This is a genomic window from Rathayibacter sp. PhB151, from assembly GCF_004366415.1.
Classification (GTDB): domain Bacteria; phylum Actinomycetota; class Actinomycetes; order Actinomycetales; family Microbacteriaceae; genus Rathayibacter; species Rathayibacter festucae.
The window spans coordinates 442,317-456,842 of sequence record NZ_SOEN01000006.1; the positions used below are offsets into that span (position 1 = coordinate 442,317).

The following is a 14,526-nucleotide window of genomic DNA, read 5'->3' on the forward strand; positions in this document are numbered from 1 at the left end:
CGCCCGATGCAGTTCGGCATCTTCACGGTCAGCGACATCACGACCGACCCCACGACCGGCCGCACCCCGACCGAATCCGAGAAGATCGCGGCCACCCTCGCGATCGCCCAGAAGGCCGAGGAGATCGGCCTCGACGTCTTCGCGCTCGGCGAGCACCACAACCCGCCGTTCTGGTCCTCCTCCCCCACGACGACCCTCGCCTACATCGCCGCGAAGACCGAGCGGCTCCAGCTCAGCACCGCGATGGCCCTGATCACCACGAACGACCCGGTGAAGCTCGCCGAGGACTACGCGATGCTCCAGCACCTCGCCGGCGGCCGCGTCGACCTGATGCTCGGCCGCGGCAACACCGGCCCGGTCTACCCGTGGTTCGGCAAGGACATCCGCCGCGGCATCGAGCTGACGATCGAGAACTACGACCTGCTGCACCGCCTCTGGACCGAGGAGTTCGTCGACTGGGAGGGCCAGTTCCGCACGCCGCTCCAGGGCTTCCAGTCGACCCCGCGCCCGCTCGACGGCGTCGCCCCCTTCGTCTGGCACGGCTCCATCCGCTCCCCGCAGATCGCCGAGCAGGCCGCGTACTACGGCGACGGCTTCTTCGCGAACCACATCTTCTGGCCCGCCTCGCACACCGCCAAGATGGTGCAGCTCTACCGCCAGCGCTTCGAGCACTACGGCCACGGCAGCGCCGACCAGGCGATCGTCGGACTCGGCGGCCAGATCTTCCTCGCGAAGAACTCGCAGGACGCGGTCTCGCAGTTCCGCCCCTACTTCGACAACGCCCCGGTCTACGGCCACGGCCCCTCGCTGGAGGACTTCACCGAGCAGACCCCGCTCACCGTCGGCTCGCCGCAGGAGATCATCGACCGCACCCTCGGCTTCCGCGAGTACGTCGGCGACTACCAGCGCCAGCTGTTCCTGATGGACCACGCGGGCCTGCCGCTGAAGACCGTCCTCGAGCAGATGGACATGCTCGGCGAGATCCTGCCCGCTCTGCGCGTCGGCTTCGCCGAGGGCCGCCCGGCGCACGTGCCGGACGCGCCCACCCACTCCTCGCTCGTCGCCGCCCGCGCCGAGCAGCCCGTCCCCGTCAGCCCCGTCCCCGTCAGCGCCTAGGAGGCCCCGCCCATGGACACCCGCAGGATCACCGTCCTCTCGGCCGGCCTCAGCACGCCGTCCTCCACCCGCCTGCTCGCCGACCGCCTCGCCGACGCGGCCGAGGCCTCGCTCACCGAGCAGGGCTTCGCCGTCGAGCGCAGCGTCGTCGAGCTGCGCGACCTCGCGCACGACGTCACGAACAACCTGCTCACCGGCTTCGCGAGCCCGGCGCTGCAGACCGCGCTCGACGCGGTGGCCGGCGCGGACGGCCTGATCGCCGTGACGCCGATCTTCACCACCAGCTACAGCGGGCTCTTCAAGTCGTTCGTCGACGTGCTCGACACCGAAGCGCTGCGCGGCCTGCCCGTGCTGCTCGCGGCGACCGGCGGCTCGCCCCGCCACTCGCTCGCGGTCGACTACGCCATGCGCCCGCTCTTCAGCTACCTGCACGCGGCTCCGCTGTCGACGACGGTCTTCGCCGCGACCGAGGACTGGGGCGGAGCCACCGAGGACGGCCGCGCGCTGCCCTCGCGGATCGAGCGGGCGGGCCGTGAGCTCGCGACCGAGGCGGCGCGCACCTCCCGCGCTCCCGCGGACCCGTGGGCGCTCGACGGCTCGTTCGAGGGGATGCTCGGCCGCCGGAGCTGAGCACCGCTTCTCTCACAGGAGCGCGGATCCGTCCAGTAGCGGCGCACGCCGATGCCCGCAGCTAGCCTCCCCTCGGAGGGCCCGCCGGTGGCCCCCGAGGGGAGGCCATGATGGCTCTGGACAGGACGTCGCGCGGCAGGAGCGCCTTCGATCGGGTGACGCTGGATCGGCGCCGGTTCCTCGGCGCCCTCGGCGTCGCCGCCTCGGTCCCCGTGCTGGCGGGCTGCGGCTTCGCGCCGGCCCGGCCCGCGGCGAGCGCCGACAGCGGCACCCTCACCTTCACCACCTGGGGCACGGACGCCGAGCTGGCCGGCTTCCAGCGGGCGATCGACCGCTTCCAGGAGGCGAACCCCGGCTCGACCGTGGCGCTGAACTCGGTGCCCTACGAGCAGATGTTCACCAACATCGACGCGCAGCTGCAGGCGGGCAACCCGCCGGACGTCTTCCGCGTGCCGTACTACACCTTCGGCAGCTACGCCGGTCGCGACCAGCTGCTCGACCTCACCCCGCACCTCGAGGCGGACGTGGCCGAGCGCTTCACCGACCCGGCCTGGGCCGCGGTGCAGAGCGGCGGCAGCCCGTTCGGCGTGCCGCACCACACGGACACCTCGCTGATCCTCTACAACACCGAGGCGCTCGCCACCGCGGGCATCACCGACTTCCCGGCCTCGCCGGACGAGGCGTGGACGTGGGAGGAGTTCACCGAGGTCGGCCAGAAGCTGCGCGCCTCGCTCCCCGCCGAGCGCTACCCCTTCGCCTACAACTGGCAGGGCAACGGCGTCACCCGCTGGCTGAGCCTGCTCTTCCAGGCCGACGGCCGCTTCCTCACCGAGGACCTCTCCGCGCCGGCCATCGACTCGGACGCCGGCCGCGCGGCGATCGACTTCAGCCGCAGCTTCTTCACCGACGGCCTCGTGCCGCCGAGCAGCTCGATCCAGGCGACGACCTACGCGAGCGACCTCTGGTACTCGCAGACGACCGCGATGACCTTCGGCGGGGCGTTCCTCATCCCGGACGCGGAGTCGACGCTCGACTTCGAGTGGGGCGCGACCTACTCGCCGCGGAACGTGCGCGGCGGCGGCGACTTCGGCGGCAACGCGCTCGTCGCGACCAAGGCGACCGCGAACCCCGAGCTCGCGGCGGCGTTCCTCGCCTTCGTGACCGAGGAGGAGTCGATGCGCGACTTCTGCGCCGGCGCCTCGCTCCTGCCCACCCGCCGCGACCTGACCGAGTCGGGCATCGAGTTCGAGGTGCGCCCCGAGCTCGCGGAGGTCTTCCTCGGGCAGGCGGGCACCGTGCAGGCGTCGGACGCGGCGCAGGTGGCCTCGCCGGACATGGCGGCGATCATCGCGGTGCTGAAGGACCAGCTCGAGCAGGCGTTCGTCGGCGGTCAGAGCACCGAGGACACGATCGCGAAGCTCACCTCCGGCATCGCCACCGCCGTGCAGTGAGCGTCGCCACACCGTGACCCGCACCCTCCCCGCCCCCAAGGAGGTGACGGCGCGACCGCGCCGCCCCTCCCGGGCGCCCGCCGCCCGCGAGACGGTGGCTGCCTACGGGTTCCTCGCGCCGAACCTGCTGATGCTGGCGCTGTTCGTCTTCGTGCCGCTGGTCGGTGCGTTCCTGCTCAGCTTCCAGCGCACCAACGGCTTCGGCGACGGCGTCTTCATCGGCCTGGACAACTACGCCCGGCTGCTCAGCGACCCGCTCTTCTGGCGCTCGACCCTCAACACTGCGCTGTTCACGCTGATCGTCACGCCGCTCTCGATGGCGCTCGGCCTGGGCGCCGCGGTGCTGCTGAACTCGGTGCTGCCGGCCCGGCCCGTGTTCCGCTCGATCCTGATCCTGCCGATGGCCGTCTCGGGCGTCGCGACGGCGCTGATGGGCGTGCTGATCTTCGACGAGAACAGCGGCGTGCTCGACGGGCTGCTGCAGACCATCGGCCTGCCGCGCATCGCCTGGCAGTCGGGCGGCGCGGCGGCCTTCGCCTCCGTGATCCTCGTCACGCTCTGGTGGCGGACCGGCTTCAACATGCTGATCTACCTGGCCGGGCTGCAGGGCGTGAACCCGGCGCTCTACGAGGCGGCGCGGCTGGACGGCGCGAACGGCTGGCAGCAGTTCCGGCACGTGACGGTGCCGCTGGTCGGGCCGTCGACGTTCTTCCTGCTCATCCTCAACGTCATCTACTCGTTCCAGGTCTTCGACATCGTCTTCGTCCTCACCGGCGGCGGACCGCAGAACTCCACGTCGGTGCTGGTGACCTACGCCTACGACACCGGCTTCGTCACCCGCGATCAGGGCTACGCGGCGGCGATCGGCATCGTCCTGCTGATCCTGACGATGATCTTCACTGCCGTGCAGTGGCGCACGAACCGCTCGAGGGACCTCGTCGAATGAACCGCCTCTCCCGCTCGACGACCGCACTCCGGCTCGTCCTGGCGGTCCTCGTCTCCCTCGTCATCCTCTTCCCGCTCTACTGGATGCTCGTCGTCGCGTTCTCCTCGCGCGCCGAGCTGCTCGGCGGCACGCTGCGCCTGTGGCCGCGCGAGTTCACGCTGGCCAACTTCGAGCGCGTCTTCGACTCGTTCCCGGTCGCGACCTGGTTCGGCAACTCGCTCGCGATCAGCCTCACCACCGCGCTGATCACCGTGGCGATCAACCTGCTCGGCGGCTACGCCTTCGCGCAGCTGCGCTTCCGCGGCTCCGGCGTGCTCTTCCTGCTGGCCCTGTCGACCCTCACCCTGCCCGTGCAGGTGATCATGGTGTCGCTCTTCCGGCTCGTCACCGATCTCGGCCTCTACGGCAGCTACTGGGCGGTGATCCTGCCGACCGCGGCCTCGGCCTTCGGGCTCTTCCTGGCACGGCAGTTCATCCTCGCCATCCCGCGGGACCTGATCGAGGCGGCCCGGATCGACGGGGCCGGTCACTTCCGCGTCTTCACCCGGATCGTGCTCCCGCTCTCGAAGCCGCTGATCGCCGTGCTGTTCTTCATGTCACTCCTCGGCTCCTGGAACGACTTCGCCTGGCCGCTGATCGCCCTCAAGGAGAACGTCCTCTTCACCCTCCCGATCGGTCTGCTCTACCTGCAAGGGCAGTTCGGCAGCGACTACGGCGGAACGATGGCCTTCGCGCTGGTGAACGTGCTGCCGATGGTCGTGCTGTTCCTGATCTTCCAGCGCTACTTCGTGCAGGGCTTCGCCCGCAGCGGGCTGCGCTGAGCGGTCCCGCTCGGTGCCGGATCGACTGCTTCTATCACGGCCGTATGTCAATCCCGGCTATTGCGCTCCCCGTTGTCGCGGCACCGCGGTACCGTCTACCCAGGTGCTCGTCCTGAGCGCCACGGAGCACTCCGCTCCAGCGGAAGGCGGGTCGTCGTGAGCACCATCGCCGCCAATGCCGCCCAGCAGCGGGTGGCCGGTCGCTACTACCTGATCGAGCGGATCGGCTCCGGCGGGATGGGCTCGGTGTACCGGGCCCGCGACGAGACCGTGCAGCGCGAAGTGGCCGTGAAGGTCTTCCGCGCCGAGGCCTCCAACCCCGAGGACGTGGCCCGCCAGGAGCGCGAGGTGCGGATGCTCAGCTCCTTCGCGCACCCCGGGATCGTCAACCTCTTCGACGCCGGCCTGCACAACTTCGGCGGCGAGGTGCGCCGCTACGTCGTGATGGAGCTCGTCGCAGACCCGACCCTCGAGGCGCGGCTCGAGCCCGGCCCGATGGCACCGGACGAGGTCGCCGCGATCGGCACGCAGCTGGCCGAGGCGCTCGCCTACCTGCACGAGCGCGGCGTCGTGCACCGCGACGTGAAGCCCGCGAACATCCTGGTCAGCGAGGTGGCCTCCAGCGGCTACGCCCGCACCGCCAAGCTCACCGACTTCGGCGTCGCCCACTTCATGGACGGCTCGCGCCTCACCAGCGACGGGATCGTGATCGGAACCGCCAGCTTCGTCAGCCCCGAGCAGGTCGCCGGCGAGCCGATCAGCGGCGCCAGCGACGTCTTCTCGCTCGGCCTCGTGCTGCTGGAGGCGATCACCGGGCACCGCGAGTACTCCGGCACCGTCCTCGAGGCCGCGATCGCGCGCCTCAACCGCTCCCCCGTCGTCCCGGCGACGCTGCCCGCACCCTGGCGCGCGCTGCTCACCTCGATGACCGAGCGCGACCCGGCGAAGCGGCCCACCGCCGACCAGGTCGCGCACCGACTGCGCGCGGGCATGACCGCGTCGTCCCCCTCCGGGCTGGGTGCGGCATCCGCTCCCGACGGCCGCGCCGTCCGCCTGCGCCGCGCCGTCATCATCGGCTCGAGCGTCGTCGGCGTCGGCGCCGTCGCCGCGCTCTCCTGGATGCTCGGGATGCTCGCCGGCCGCTGAGTCGCACCCCCGCCGGCCGAGCATCGTCCACCGCACATGCTGGTGGATCAGCCGCGCAACGGCCGCCTTGCATGCCGGTCGAGCAGCCACGCAGCGGCCGCCTCTCATGGTGGTCGAGTAGCCGCGTAGCGGCGTATCGAGACCCGCCCCTCCCTGACGTGAGCCCGGCGGCTCAGCTCTCGGTGACGGCGGATCTCGATACGCACGCTTCGCGCGCTACTCGATCAGCATGCAAGGCCCGCTCCGCGTGCAAACGAGGAGCATGCAAGGCCCGCTGCGCGGGCTGCACGATCAGCATGCAGGGGCTGCCGCGAGGGCGGCGGACGCGCCCCTCATGCTGGTCGAGTAGCCGCGCAGCGGCGTATCGAGACCCACCCCTCCCTGACGTGAGCCCGGCGGCTCAGGTCTCGGTGACGGTGGATCTCGATACGCACGCTTCGCGTGCTGCTCGATCAGCATGCAGGGGCCCGCTCCGCGGGCTCCCCGATCAGTAGGAGGGCGCCCGGTCCGCGGACTCCTCGGCGGCGTCGATCGGCAGGCGGTCAGGCCTCGCCCGGGAGGGCCTGGCGGAGGACGATGCGGGTCCAGGCGCCGACGTAGACGCGGTCGCCCTCCTCGATCTCGCGGCGCTGGCCGGTGGGGATCGGGGTCTGCGGCAGCGGAGCGCCGGCCGCGGCGAGGTAGGTGCCGTTGGCGGACTGCAGGTCCTCGACCCACCAGCGGTAGCCGTCGGTGTTGAGCTGGCAGTGTCGGCGGGAGACGCCGGAGTCGGTGCCGCAGTCGATCTGCGGCGAGATGCCGCGCGAGACGGAGGGCCGGCCGACGAGCACGGAGCGCTCGCGGAGCACGACGATCGTCGGCGGGCCAGCGGAGGGCATCGGATCCTCGGCGCGCTGCTCCGCGTACCAGTCGGGGTCGACCCAGATCTCGGCGATCCAGGGGTCGCCCTCCTCCGAGGCCGCGGGCACGGCGGGCGCGGCCGTCGGCGTGCTCCCGGTGACCTCGCTGATCACCTCGGTGGCGGGCGCGGCGGGCGGCGCGGTCGCGACGGGCACGTCGAACCCCGCCTCCTCCTCCGGAACGAGCGCGGGCGGCGCACCGGGAGCGGCCGGAGCGGGCGCCTCGCCCAGGTGGGCGGCCGGATCGCCGGCCGGCGTGGCGGAGCCGCCGACCTCGCCGGGTGCGCGGACCGCGCCCGACTCGGTGAACGGGTCGGCCTCGGGGAGCGAGCCGGTGGTGAAGTCGTAGCCGCAGTTCTCGCAGAACAGCGCGCCGGCCTCGTTGGGGTACGAGCAGTTCGGGCAGACGGCGGGACCGGTCGGGATCGCCGTGGTCGGGTCGGCGGCGCGCGGCGCGGGGGCGGACGGCGCGGCGGGCGCGATCGGCGCACCGCAGACGTCGCAGTAGTCGCCGGACTGGGAGGTGTGCCCCTCCGGGCAGCGGTAGCTCACTTGCGCACCCGCGTGGTCTTCGTCGAGGCGGTGTCGAGCGCCATCTCGTCCAGGCGGGCGACGCCGCGCTTCAGCCGGACCGTCCCCTCGTTGGGGTTGTCGATCTCGACCACCTTGCGCAGCTTCGCGGTCGCCTCGTCGTTGCCGGTGGCGGCGGCGAGCTGCACGGCGCGGCCGAGCTTGACCGTCGCGGTGGCGTCGTCGCCGACGGCCTTCGCAGCGAGGCCGTCCTGGATCGCCGAGGCGAGCTCGGTCTGGCCGGTGTAGTGCGCGACGGCGGGATCGATCCGTGCGGTGAGCGCCGAGTCGTCGGTCCAGCGGGCCTTCACCAGCGCGGAGGCGACGACCTCGTCGCGCACGCTGAGCTGCACGCGGGCGGCGAGCTGCTCGGCGCCGACCGGCTTCGAGGCGACGCGGACGGCCACGTGGTACTCCCGCGACTCGTCACCCCAGGCGCCGGTCGGGTAGCTGCCGGTCAGCGGGTTCACCGAGGTGCGACGCGAGCTGAGGTCCTCGAGGTTCGGCGCGACCTGGCGGACGAAGAGGAGCTGGGAGCCCTGCGGGGTCCAGACGCGCAGCTCGCCGTCGGCGACGCCGCGGCCCATCGATGCCTGGATCAGCTGCTCGAAGTCGGCGGCCATGTCGGCCGGGTTCGCGATCAGTCCGACGGTGCCCAGCAGCGCGCTGGCGATGGTGCGCGCCTCCTCGACGACCCAGCGGGAGCCGACGCCGCGGACGTCGCACTGGAAGACGCCGCCGGCCGCGCGGATCGCCGCGTCGAGCTGCATCCGCGACTCGTGCTCGTTCTTGCCGTCGGTGAGCAGGATCGCGTGCCGCTGCTTCGCCTCGGGGACGCTGGAGAAGAGCTGGCGGGCGAGGGTCAGCCAGGTGCCCATCGCGGTGCCGCCGTCGGCCTGGAGGAAGCCGATGGCCTCCTTCGCGGCCGCCCGGGCGCCCGGCTCCATCCGCACCATCGACACGGAGGCGTTGGGGTACGGGAAGGCGCGGTCGGCGCGCTCGGAGCCGGCGACGACGGCGAAGAAGGTGCCGTCAAGGATCTGATCGACCGCCACGGCGGCGGCGCGCTTGGCCGCGGTCATGTTCTCGCCGGTCATCGACCCCGAGCAGTCGACGATGATGATCTCGGCGGCCGCTCCGTCGCTGCCGGCCGCGCCGGTGCCCGAGGCGGTCACCGTCACGATCGCGTGCACATCCGTCGCGCCGTCCGAGAGGAACTCGTTCTGAAAGACACTCGCGCTGAACTCCGCCATTCGGCCAGTTTATTGTGCTGCCTGGCCGCGACGGCCCTCCTCCTCGCCGGATGCGCAGCAACCGTCGGACAGCCGGCCCCTCCTCCGGCGGGCGCGGGCTTCGACTACCAGCTCGGCGGCAGCTATCCGCCGGCCGACGGCGTCGACCTCGTCGTCCGCGACCGCGAGGCCGAGCCCGCGCCCGGCGTGTACTCGGTCTGCTACGTCAACGCCTTCCAGACGCAGCCCGGCGAGGAGGCGGAGTGGGCGTCGCGACCCGAGCTGCTGCTGCGGGACGCCGCGGGCGAGCCGGTCACCGATCCGGACTGGCCGGACGAGACGCTGCTCGACGTGTCGACGGCGGCGAAGCGGGAGGCGCTGCTCGAGGTGGTCGGGCCGTGGCTGGAGGGCTGCGCCGAGAGCGGCTTCGACGCCGTCGAGGCCGACAACCTCGACTCCGCCACCCGCTCCGAGGGGCTGCTGACCGACTCCGACACCGCCGCGTTCGCCCGCGAGCTCGTCGACGCCGCACACCGGGCCGGCCTCGCGATCGGCCAGAAGAACGCGGCCGAGCGCGCGGAGGAGATGCGCGGGCTCGGCTTCGACTTCGCGATCACGGAGGAGTGCGAGGTGTTCACCGAGTGCGACGCCTACACGGACGTCTACGGCGAGCGCGTGTACGAGGTGGAGTACACGGACGTCGACGATGCGGACGCGGTCTTCGCGCGGGCGTGCGCGCGCAGCGACGGCATCGGCGTGCTGCTGCGCGACCGCGACCTGCTCACGCCGGAGGACGAGGGGTACGTCTCGGAGCGGTGCTGAGGGCGGGGTCCCTAGCGGGTGCCGTAGATGTCGGCGCGATGCCCGATCCGTAGGACGGACACCACTCGCACCTCCTCGTCGATGGCGACCAGCACGCGATAAGCCACGCCGACGTAGCCGGAGCGCAGACCCGCGAGCTCCGCGCTCAGCGGCTTCGTGACGCGCAGGGGGTTCTCGGCGAGGGGCTCGGCGCAGAAGCGGAGCACCGCCTCGGCCAGCTTCGGCGGCAGGCGGTGCAGGGCTCGAACGGCGGGACTGGTGAACCGGACCTCGAAGGGCGGTTCCGGACTCACGCCCGTCGACTCGCCAGCTGCGCGCGGACCTCGTCGAGGCTGAGCGTTCGACCCGCTGCGACCTCCGACTCCGCCTCATCGATCTCTCCCCGGTGCGCCGGATCGGAGAGCCAGGCGATGGTCTCGGTCAGCGAGTCGAGATCGTCCGGCGAGATGAGGACCGCCGCCGCCTTGCCGTGGCGCGTGATCACGACGGCGTCGTGGGTCGCCTCCACCGAATCGACGAGGGACGACAGGTGGTTCTTCGCTTCACTGACCGAGAGAGTCTGCATGACGGCGATTCTAGCCCGACTTCGGGCCATTTGGCAGGCTGGGCGGGCGGGAAGGCCGGGACCGCGGAGGCTGTGCGTGCAGGTCAACCCCGGTCCGCGGTCCGCGTCCGCCTGACAGGCTGAGCGCCGTGCCTCCCTGGTCCCTCGCGCTGCTCAGCGGCGCCATCGGCGGGGCGACCCTCCTGATCGGAGCGGCGCTCGCCTGGTTCGTCCGCGTCCCGCCCAAGCTGACCGCGGCGATCTCGGCGTTCGGCGCGGGCGTCCTCATCTCGGCGCTCGCCTACGAGCTGGTGCAGGAGGCGGCCGACGACGGCGGACTCCTGCCGACGATCCTCGGCACGCTCGCCGGTGCCGTGGTCTTCGTCGGGGCGGACGCGCTGCTCACCCGGGCCGGCGCGGGGAATCGCAAGAGCGCGAAGGGCTCCGGCTCCGCGGGCGGCGGCACCGCGATCGCCGCGGGCGCGCTGATCGACGGGATCCCGGAGTCGATCGTGCTCGGCCTCTCGGTGGCGCAGGGCGGCGCGGGAGCGGCGATCAGCGTTCCGATCGTGGCCGCCGTGGCGATCTCGAACCTGCCGGAGGGGCTCTCCTCGACCGTCGGCATGAAGGCCGACGGACGCTCCGCCCGCTACGTCTTCACCGTCTGGGGCGGCATCGCCGCGCTCTCCGCGATCGCCGCGCTCGTCGGCTTCCTCGTCTTCGCGAGCGCACCGGGAGCGGTCGTGGCGTTCGTGACGACGGTCGCGGCCGGCGCGATCCTCGCGATGATCTCGAACACGATGATCCCGGAGGCGTTCGACCGGGACGACGTGCTGACCGGGCTGTACGCCGTCCTCGGGTTCGTGACGGCGTTCGCGCTGCACTCCGTGTCGTGAACTTCGGACGCCGCACTGCGGCGTCCCGCGGTCGGCAGAGGCGGTGGCACGTTCTGCAGAGCGTCCTGCGTGCGCCGACGGGAATCCGCTGGGACGCGGATTCCCGGATACGGCTCGTGCGTGGCCGGGTGGTTCGGCGGCGGATCGCAGCATGCTGGTCGAGTAGCCCCGGAGGGGTGTATCGGGACCCGGCGTCTGCAGGACGGCGGATCTCGATACGCCCGCTCCGCGAGCTACTCGATCAGCATGCCGAGGCCCGCCCGCGGGCGGCTCGATCAGCATGTCCCGCCGCGCGGCTGATCAGCACGACCGCAGCATGCTGGTCGAGTAGCCGCGGAGCGGCGTATCGAGACCGGGCGCGTCAGCCGCTGAAAGCCGTCAGGGCGTCGTCGAGGATCGAGAGGCCGCGGGCGACCTCGGCGGGGGTGACCACGGCGGGCGGGACGACGTGGATGCGGTTGTCGGCGGTGAAGGGCAGGAGGCCCCGGGAGAGCAGGTCGGCCTTGAGGCGGCCGACGGCGGCGACGGGCAGCGGCTCGCGGGTGCCGCGGTCGGTCACCAGCTCGAGCGCCCAGAAGACGCCGGAGCCGCGGACCTCGCCGATCAGGTCGTGCTTCGCCTCGAGGGCGGCCAGGCCGGGGGCGAGGTGCTCGGAGCCGATGGTCTTCGCGTTGTCGACGATGCCCTCCTCCGCCATGGCCTCGAGGGTCGCGACGACGCTCGCCGCGGCGAGCGGGTGGCCGGAGTAGGTCAGCCCGCCGGGGAAGACGCGCTCGTCGAAGTGGTGCGCGATCGGGTCGTCGATGACGACGCCGCCGATCGGCACGTAGCCCGAGTTGACGCCCTTGGCGAAGGTGATCAGGTCGGGCCGGACGTCGAAGGCGTCGAAGGCGAACCACTCGCCGGTGCGGCCGAAGCCGGCCATCACCTCGTCGAGGATCAGCAGGATGCCGTAGCGGTCGGCGAGCGCCCGCACGCCGGCGAGGTAGCCGGGCGGCGGCGTCAGGATGCCCGCGGTGCCGGGGATCGTCTCGAGCAGCAGCGCCGCGATCGACTCCGGACCCTCGGCCTGCACGACGCGCTCGAGGTGGTGCAGCGCCCGCTCGCACTCCTGCTCGGGCGTCTCGGCCCAGAACTCGGAGCGGTAGAGGTAGGGGCCGAAGGCGTGGACGTGCCCGCGGGCGTACTCGTTGGGGATGCGGCGCCAGTCTCCGGTCGAGACGATCGCGGCCCCGGTGTTGCCGTGGTACGAGCGGTAGAAGGAGACGATCTTGTCGCGACCGGTGTAGAGCCGCGCCATCCGGATCGCGTTCTCATTGGCGTCCGCACCGCCGTTGGTGAAGAAGACCTTCTCGAAGCCCTCGGGCGCGCGCTCGGTGATCAGGCGCGCCGCCTCGGCCCGGGTCTCGTTCGCGAAGGCCGGGCCGACGGTGGTGAGCACGGCGGCCTGCGCCTGGATCGCGGCGACGACCTTGGGGTGCTGGTAGCCGATGTTGACGTTCACGAGCTGGCTGGAGAAGTCGAGGTAGCGGGTGCCGTCGACGTCCCAGACCTCGGCGCCGAGGCCGCCGGCGATCGGCAGCGGATTCAGCGCGCCCTGCGCGGACCAGGAGTGGAAGACCCGCGAGCGATCGGCGGCGGTGACGGAGGCATTGGTGCTGCCGGTGGGAGTCGTGTCCGAGGAGGTCGTGTCCGAGAGCGTCATGCCTCCATCGTGCCGCGCGGGGGGCCGTCGTAGGCGGCCCGCTTTGTCGAAGCCGCAGCCCTACGATGGACAGAACGTCGAATCCGATCCCGAGTGGAGCCGCCCGTGCCCGCGACCGTCCGCGATCTGCTCGCCGAGCCGGCCTTCCGCCTCCACGTCCTCGCGGGCGTGCACGACGAGGCGGCGCTCGACGCCCCGCTGGTCTGGGCGCACTCCTCCGACCTCGTCGATCCGACGCCGTGGCTCGAATCGGGGCAGCTGCTGCTCACCGACGGCGTGCACTTCGAGCAGAGCCCCGAGACGCAGGGCGCCGACTTCTCGGAGGCGTACGTGGCGCGTCTCCGCGGCCGGGGCATCCGCGCCCTCGGCTTCGCGACCGGCATCGTGCACGACGAGGTGCCCGCCCCGCTCGTCGCGGCCTGCGCCCGGCAGGGGCTGCCGCTGCTCGAGGTCGCCGAGCTGACGCCGTTCATGGGGATCATCCGCTTCGTCGCGGACGTCATCTCGCGCGAGCAGCGCGAGCGACTGGAGTGGTCGCTGGAGGCGCAGCGCCGGGTCGCGCGGGCGGCGCTGCGACCGGACGGACTCGCGGCGATCCTCTCGGAGCTGGAGCGCCAGCTGGACTGCTGGGTCGCGCTCTACGACGCGGTCGGCCAGCGGGTGCACCTGCCGACCCGGCTCGACGTGCCGGAGGCGGCGGAGGGCTCGGTCGCGGCGGCCGTGCGCCAGGCGCTCGCCCGGGGCAGCCGCGCGGGGCTCCGGCTCGACGACGGCGGCGGTGTCACCCTGCAGACGCTCGGGCAGCGCGACCACCTGCGCGGGGTGCTCGCGGTCGGCACCGGCACTCCCCTGGATCCGGCCGGCAACGACCTGGTGGCGAGCGTCATCGGGCTCGCGAGCATCGCGCTCGAGCAGCGGCGCGCCCTCGACACCTCGCGGCGGCAGCTGCGCTCGGGTCTGCTCGAGCTGCTCGTCGCCGGGGCCTTCGACGTCGCGGCCCGCACCGCACGGCAGCTCTGGGGCACGCTGCCCGCCGAGCCGGTCCGCGTGAGCGTGCTGAGCGAGCCGGTGCGCGGCGACTCGCTGCTCGACGAGCTGGAGGTGTTCGCGGAGGAGAACGGGGCGCGGCTGTTCTTCGCCGAGCGCGACGGGGCCCTCGTCGTCATCACGGGTGCGGAGGATCTGGCGCTGATCGCGGGGGTGCTGGAGCGGCACGGTGCACAGGCGGGGTCCTCGGCGCCGGTCGCCTGGGCCGAGCTGGACCGGGGGCTGGTGGAGGCGCGGCGCGCGGCCGACCGGGCGACGGCGGAGCATCCGCTGCTCCGCTTCGAGGACGTGTCGGCGCAGGGGATGCGCGGCCTGCTCACCGCGGCCGGCGCCGAGCCTCTCGCCCGGCGGCTGCTCGCGCCGCTGCTCACCCCCGAGGGCGGCGTGCTGCTCGAGAGCGCCCGCGTCTGGCTCCGCTGCAACGGCGCGTGGGAGCCGGCCGCCCGCGAGCTCGGCGTGCACCGGCACACGCTGCGGAACCGCGTGACGGCGGTCGAGCGGGCGCTGGGTGTGGACTTGGACGACGTGGATGCCCGGACTGAGCTGTGGCTGGCGCTGTGCTTCTCGGCGCCGGTCTCCTCCTCCGTCGTCGATCGGCCGCGGTCGGCCGAGCGAGAGGGGGACGCCCCACAGAGCGACGCACGTCCGCCCACGACGAATCGCTGACACGCGATTCGCCGGTTGCGCTCGACCTTGCGATG

The 14,526-nt window shown here is 72.5% G+C and carries 14 protein-coding genes; 9 read left to right on the top strand and 5 right to left on the bottom strand.

Annotated features, from left to right (window positions below):
* Positions 1-6 precede the first annotated feature (6 nt).
* The 6 genes from EDF35_RS02775 (at position 7) to EDF35_RS02800 (ending at position 6,110) form a co-directional block, all read left to right on the top strand.
* The gene (locus tag EDF35_RS02775) at positions 7-1,116 is read left to right on the top strand and encodes an LLM class flavin-dependent oxidoreductase (RefSeq protein WP_133960656.1); all 1,110 of its coding nucleotides are present in this window, start codon (positions 7-9) and stop codon (positions 1,114-1,116) included.
* A gap of 12 nt (positions 1,117-1,128) precedes the next feature.
* On the top strand, positions 1,129-1,746 hold the full coding sequence (locus tag EDF35_RS02780; protein WP_123734953.1) for an FMN reductase: 618 nt from the start codon (positions 1,129-1,131) through the stop codon (positions 1,744-1,746).
* A gap of 110 nt (positions 1,747-1,856) precedes the next feature.
* Entirely contained in the window at positions 1,857-3,197 is a 1,341-nt protein-coding gene (locus EDF35_RS02785) for a sugar ABC transporter substrate-binding protein (protein ID WP_133960657.1), read from the top strand.
* A gap of 13 nt (positions 3,198-3,210) precedes the next feature.
* Entirely contained in the window at positions 3,211-4,143 is a 933-nt protein-coding gene (locus EDF35_RS02790) for a sugar ABC transporter permease (RefSeq protein WP_243839821.1), read from the top strand.
* The gene (locus EDF35_RS02795) at positions 4,140-4,964 is read left to right on the top strand and encodes a carbohydrate ABC transporter permease (RefSeq protein ID WP_133960658.1); all 825 of its coding nucleotides are present in this window, start codon (positions 4,140-4,142) and stop codon (positions 4,962-4,964) included. Before EDF35_RS02790 ends, EDF35_RS02795 begins: the two co-directional genes overlap by 4 nt.
* Before the next feature lie 156 nt (positions 4,965-5,120).
* A complete protein-coding gene (locus EDF35_RS02800; RefSeq protein WP_133960659.1) occupies positions 5,121-6,110 on the top strand; it encodes a serine/threonine-protein kinase in 990 nt (329 codons plus the stop codon).
* Positions 6,111-6,652: 542 nt separating this feature from the next.
* Here the strand turns inward: EDF35_RS02800 and EDF35_RS02805 are convergent.
* On the bottom strand, positions 6,653-7,561 hold the full coding sequence (locus EDF35_RS02805) for an FHA domain-containing protein (protein WP_123733442.1): 909 nt from the start codon (positions 7,559-7,561) through the stop codon (positions 6,653-6,655).
* Positions 7,558-8,832, bottom strand: a complete 1,275-nt coding sequence (locus EDF35_RS02810; protein WP_133960660.1) for a VWA domain-containing protein — start codon at positions 8,830-8,832, stop codon at positions 7,558-7,560. The genes EDF35_RS02805 and EDF35_RS02810 overlap by 4 nt, the downstream gene beginning before the upstream one ends.
* A 12-nt stretch (positions 8,833-8,844) precedes the next feature.
* On the opposite strand from EDF35_RS02810, the gene EDF35_RS02815 reads away from it, so the two are divergent.
* Positions 8,845-9,633, top strand: a complete 789-nt coding sequence (locus EDF35_RS02815) for an endo alpha-1,4 polygalactosaminidase (RefSeq protein WP_208323000.1) — start codon at positions 8,845-8,847, stop codon at positions 9,631-9,633.
* An 11-nt stretch (positions 9,634-9,644) separates the two neighbouring features.
* On the opposite strand, the gene EDF35_RS02820 is transcribed toward EDF35_RS02815, so the two are convergent.
* Positions 9,645-9,926 (bottom strand): type II toxin-antitoxin system RelE/ParE family toxin, encoded by a 282-nt coding sequence (locus EDF35_RS02820; RefSeq protein ID WP_133960661.1) that lies wholly within the window; start codon positions 9,924-9,926, stop codon positions 9,645-9,647.
* Entirely contained in the window at positions 9,923-10,198 is a 276-nt protein-coding gene (locus EDF35_RS02825) for a type II toxin-antitoxin system Phd/YefM family antitoxin (RefSeq protein ID WP_133960662.1), read from the bottom strand. The genes EDF35_RS02820 and EDF35_RS02825 overlap by 4 nt, the downstream gene beginning before the upstream one ends.
* A gap of 128 nt (positions 10,199-10,326) precedes the next feature.
* On the opposite strand from EDF35_RS02825, the gene EDF35_RS02830 reads away from it, so the two are divergent.
* A complete protein-coding gene (locus EDF35_RS02830; protein ID WP_123733435.1) occupies positions 10,327-11,073 on the top strand; it encodes a ZIP family zinc transporter in 747 nt (248 codons plus the stop codon).
* Positions 11,074-11,434: 361 nt separating this feature from the next.
* Here the strand turns inward: EDF35_RS02830 and EDF35_RS02835 are convergent, their stop codons facing one another.
* Positions 11,435-12,778, bottom strand: coding sequence for an aspartate aminotransferase family protein (locus EDF35_RS02835; RefSeq protein ID WP_133960663.1), 1,344 nt, complete (start codon positions 12,776-12,778; stop codon positions 11,435-11,437).
* Positions 12,779-12,883: 105 nt separating this feature from the next.
* Here EDF35_RS02835 and EDF35_RS02840 point away from each other — a divergent pair, with 105 nt between their 5' ends.
* Positions 12,884-14,491 (top strand): PucR family transcriptional regulator, encoded by a 1,608-nt coding sequence (locus EDF35_RS02840; RefSeq protein WP_133960664.1) that lies wholly within the window; start codon positions 12,884-12,886, stop codon positions 14,489-14,491.
* The last annotated feature ends 35 nt before the right edge of the window (positions 14,492-14,526 follow it).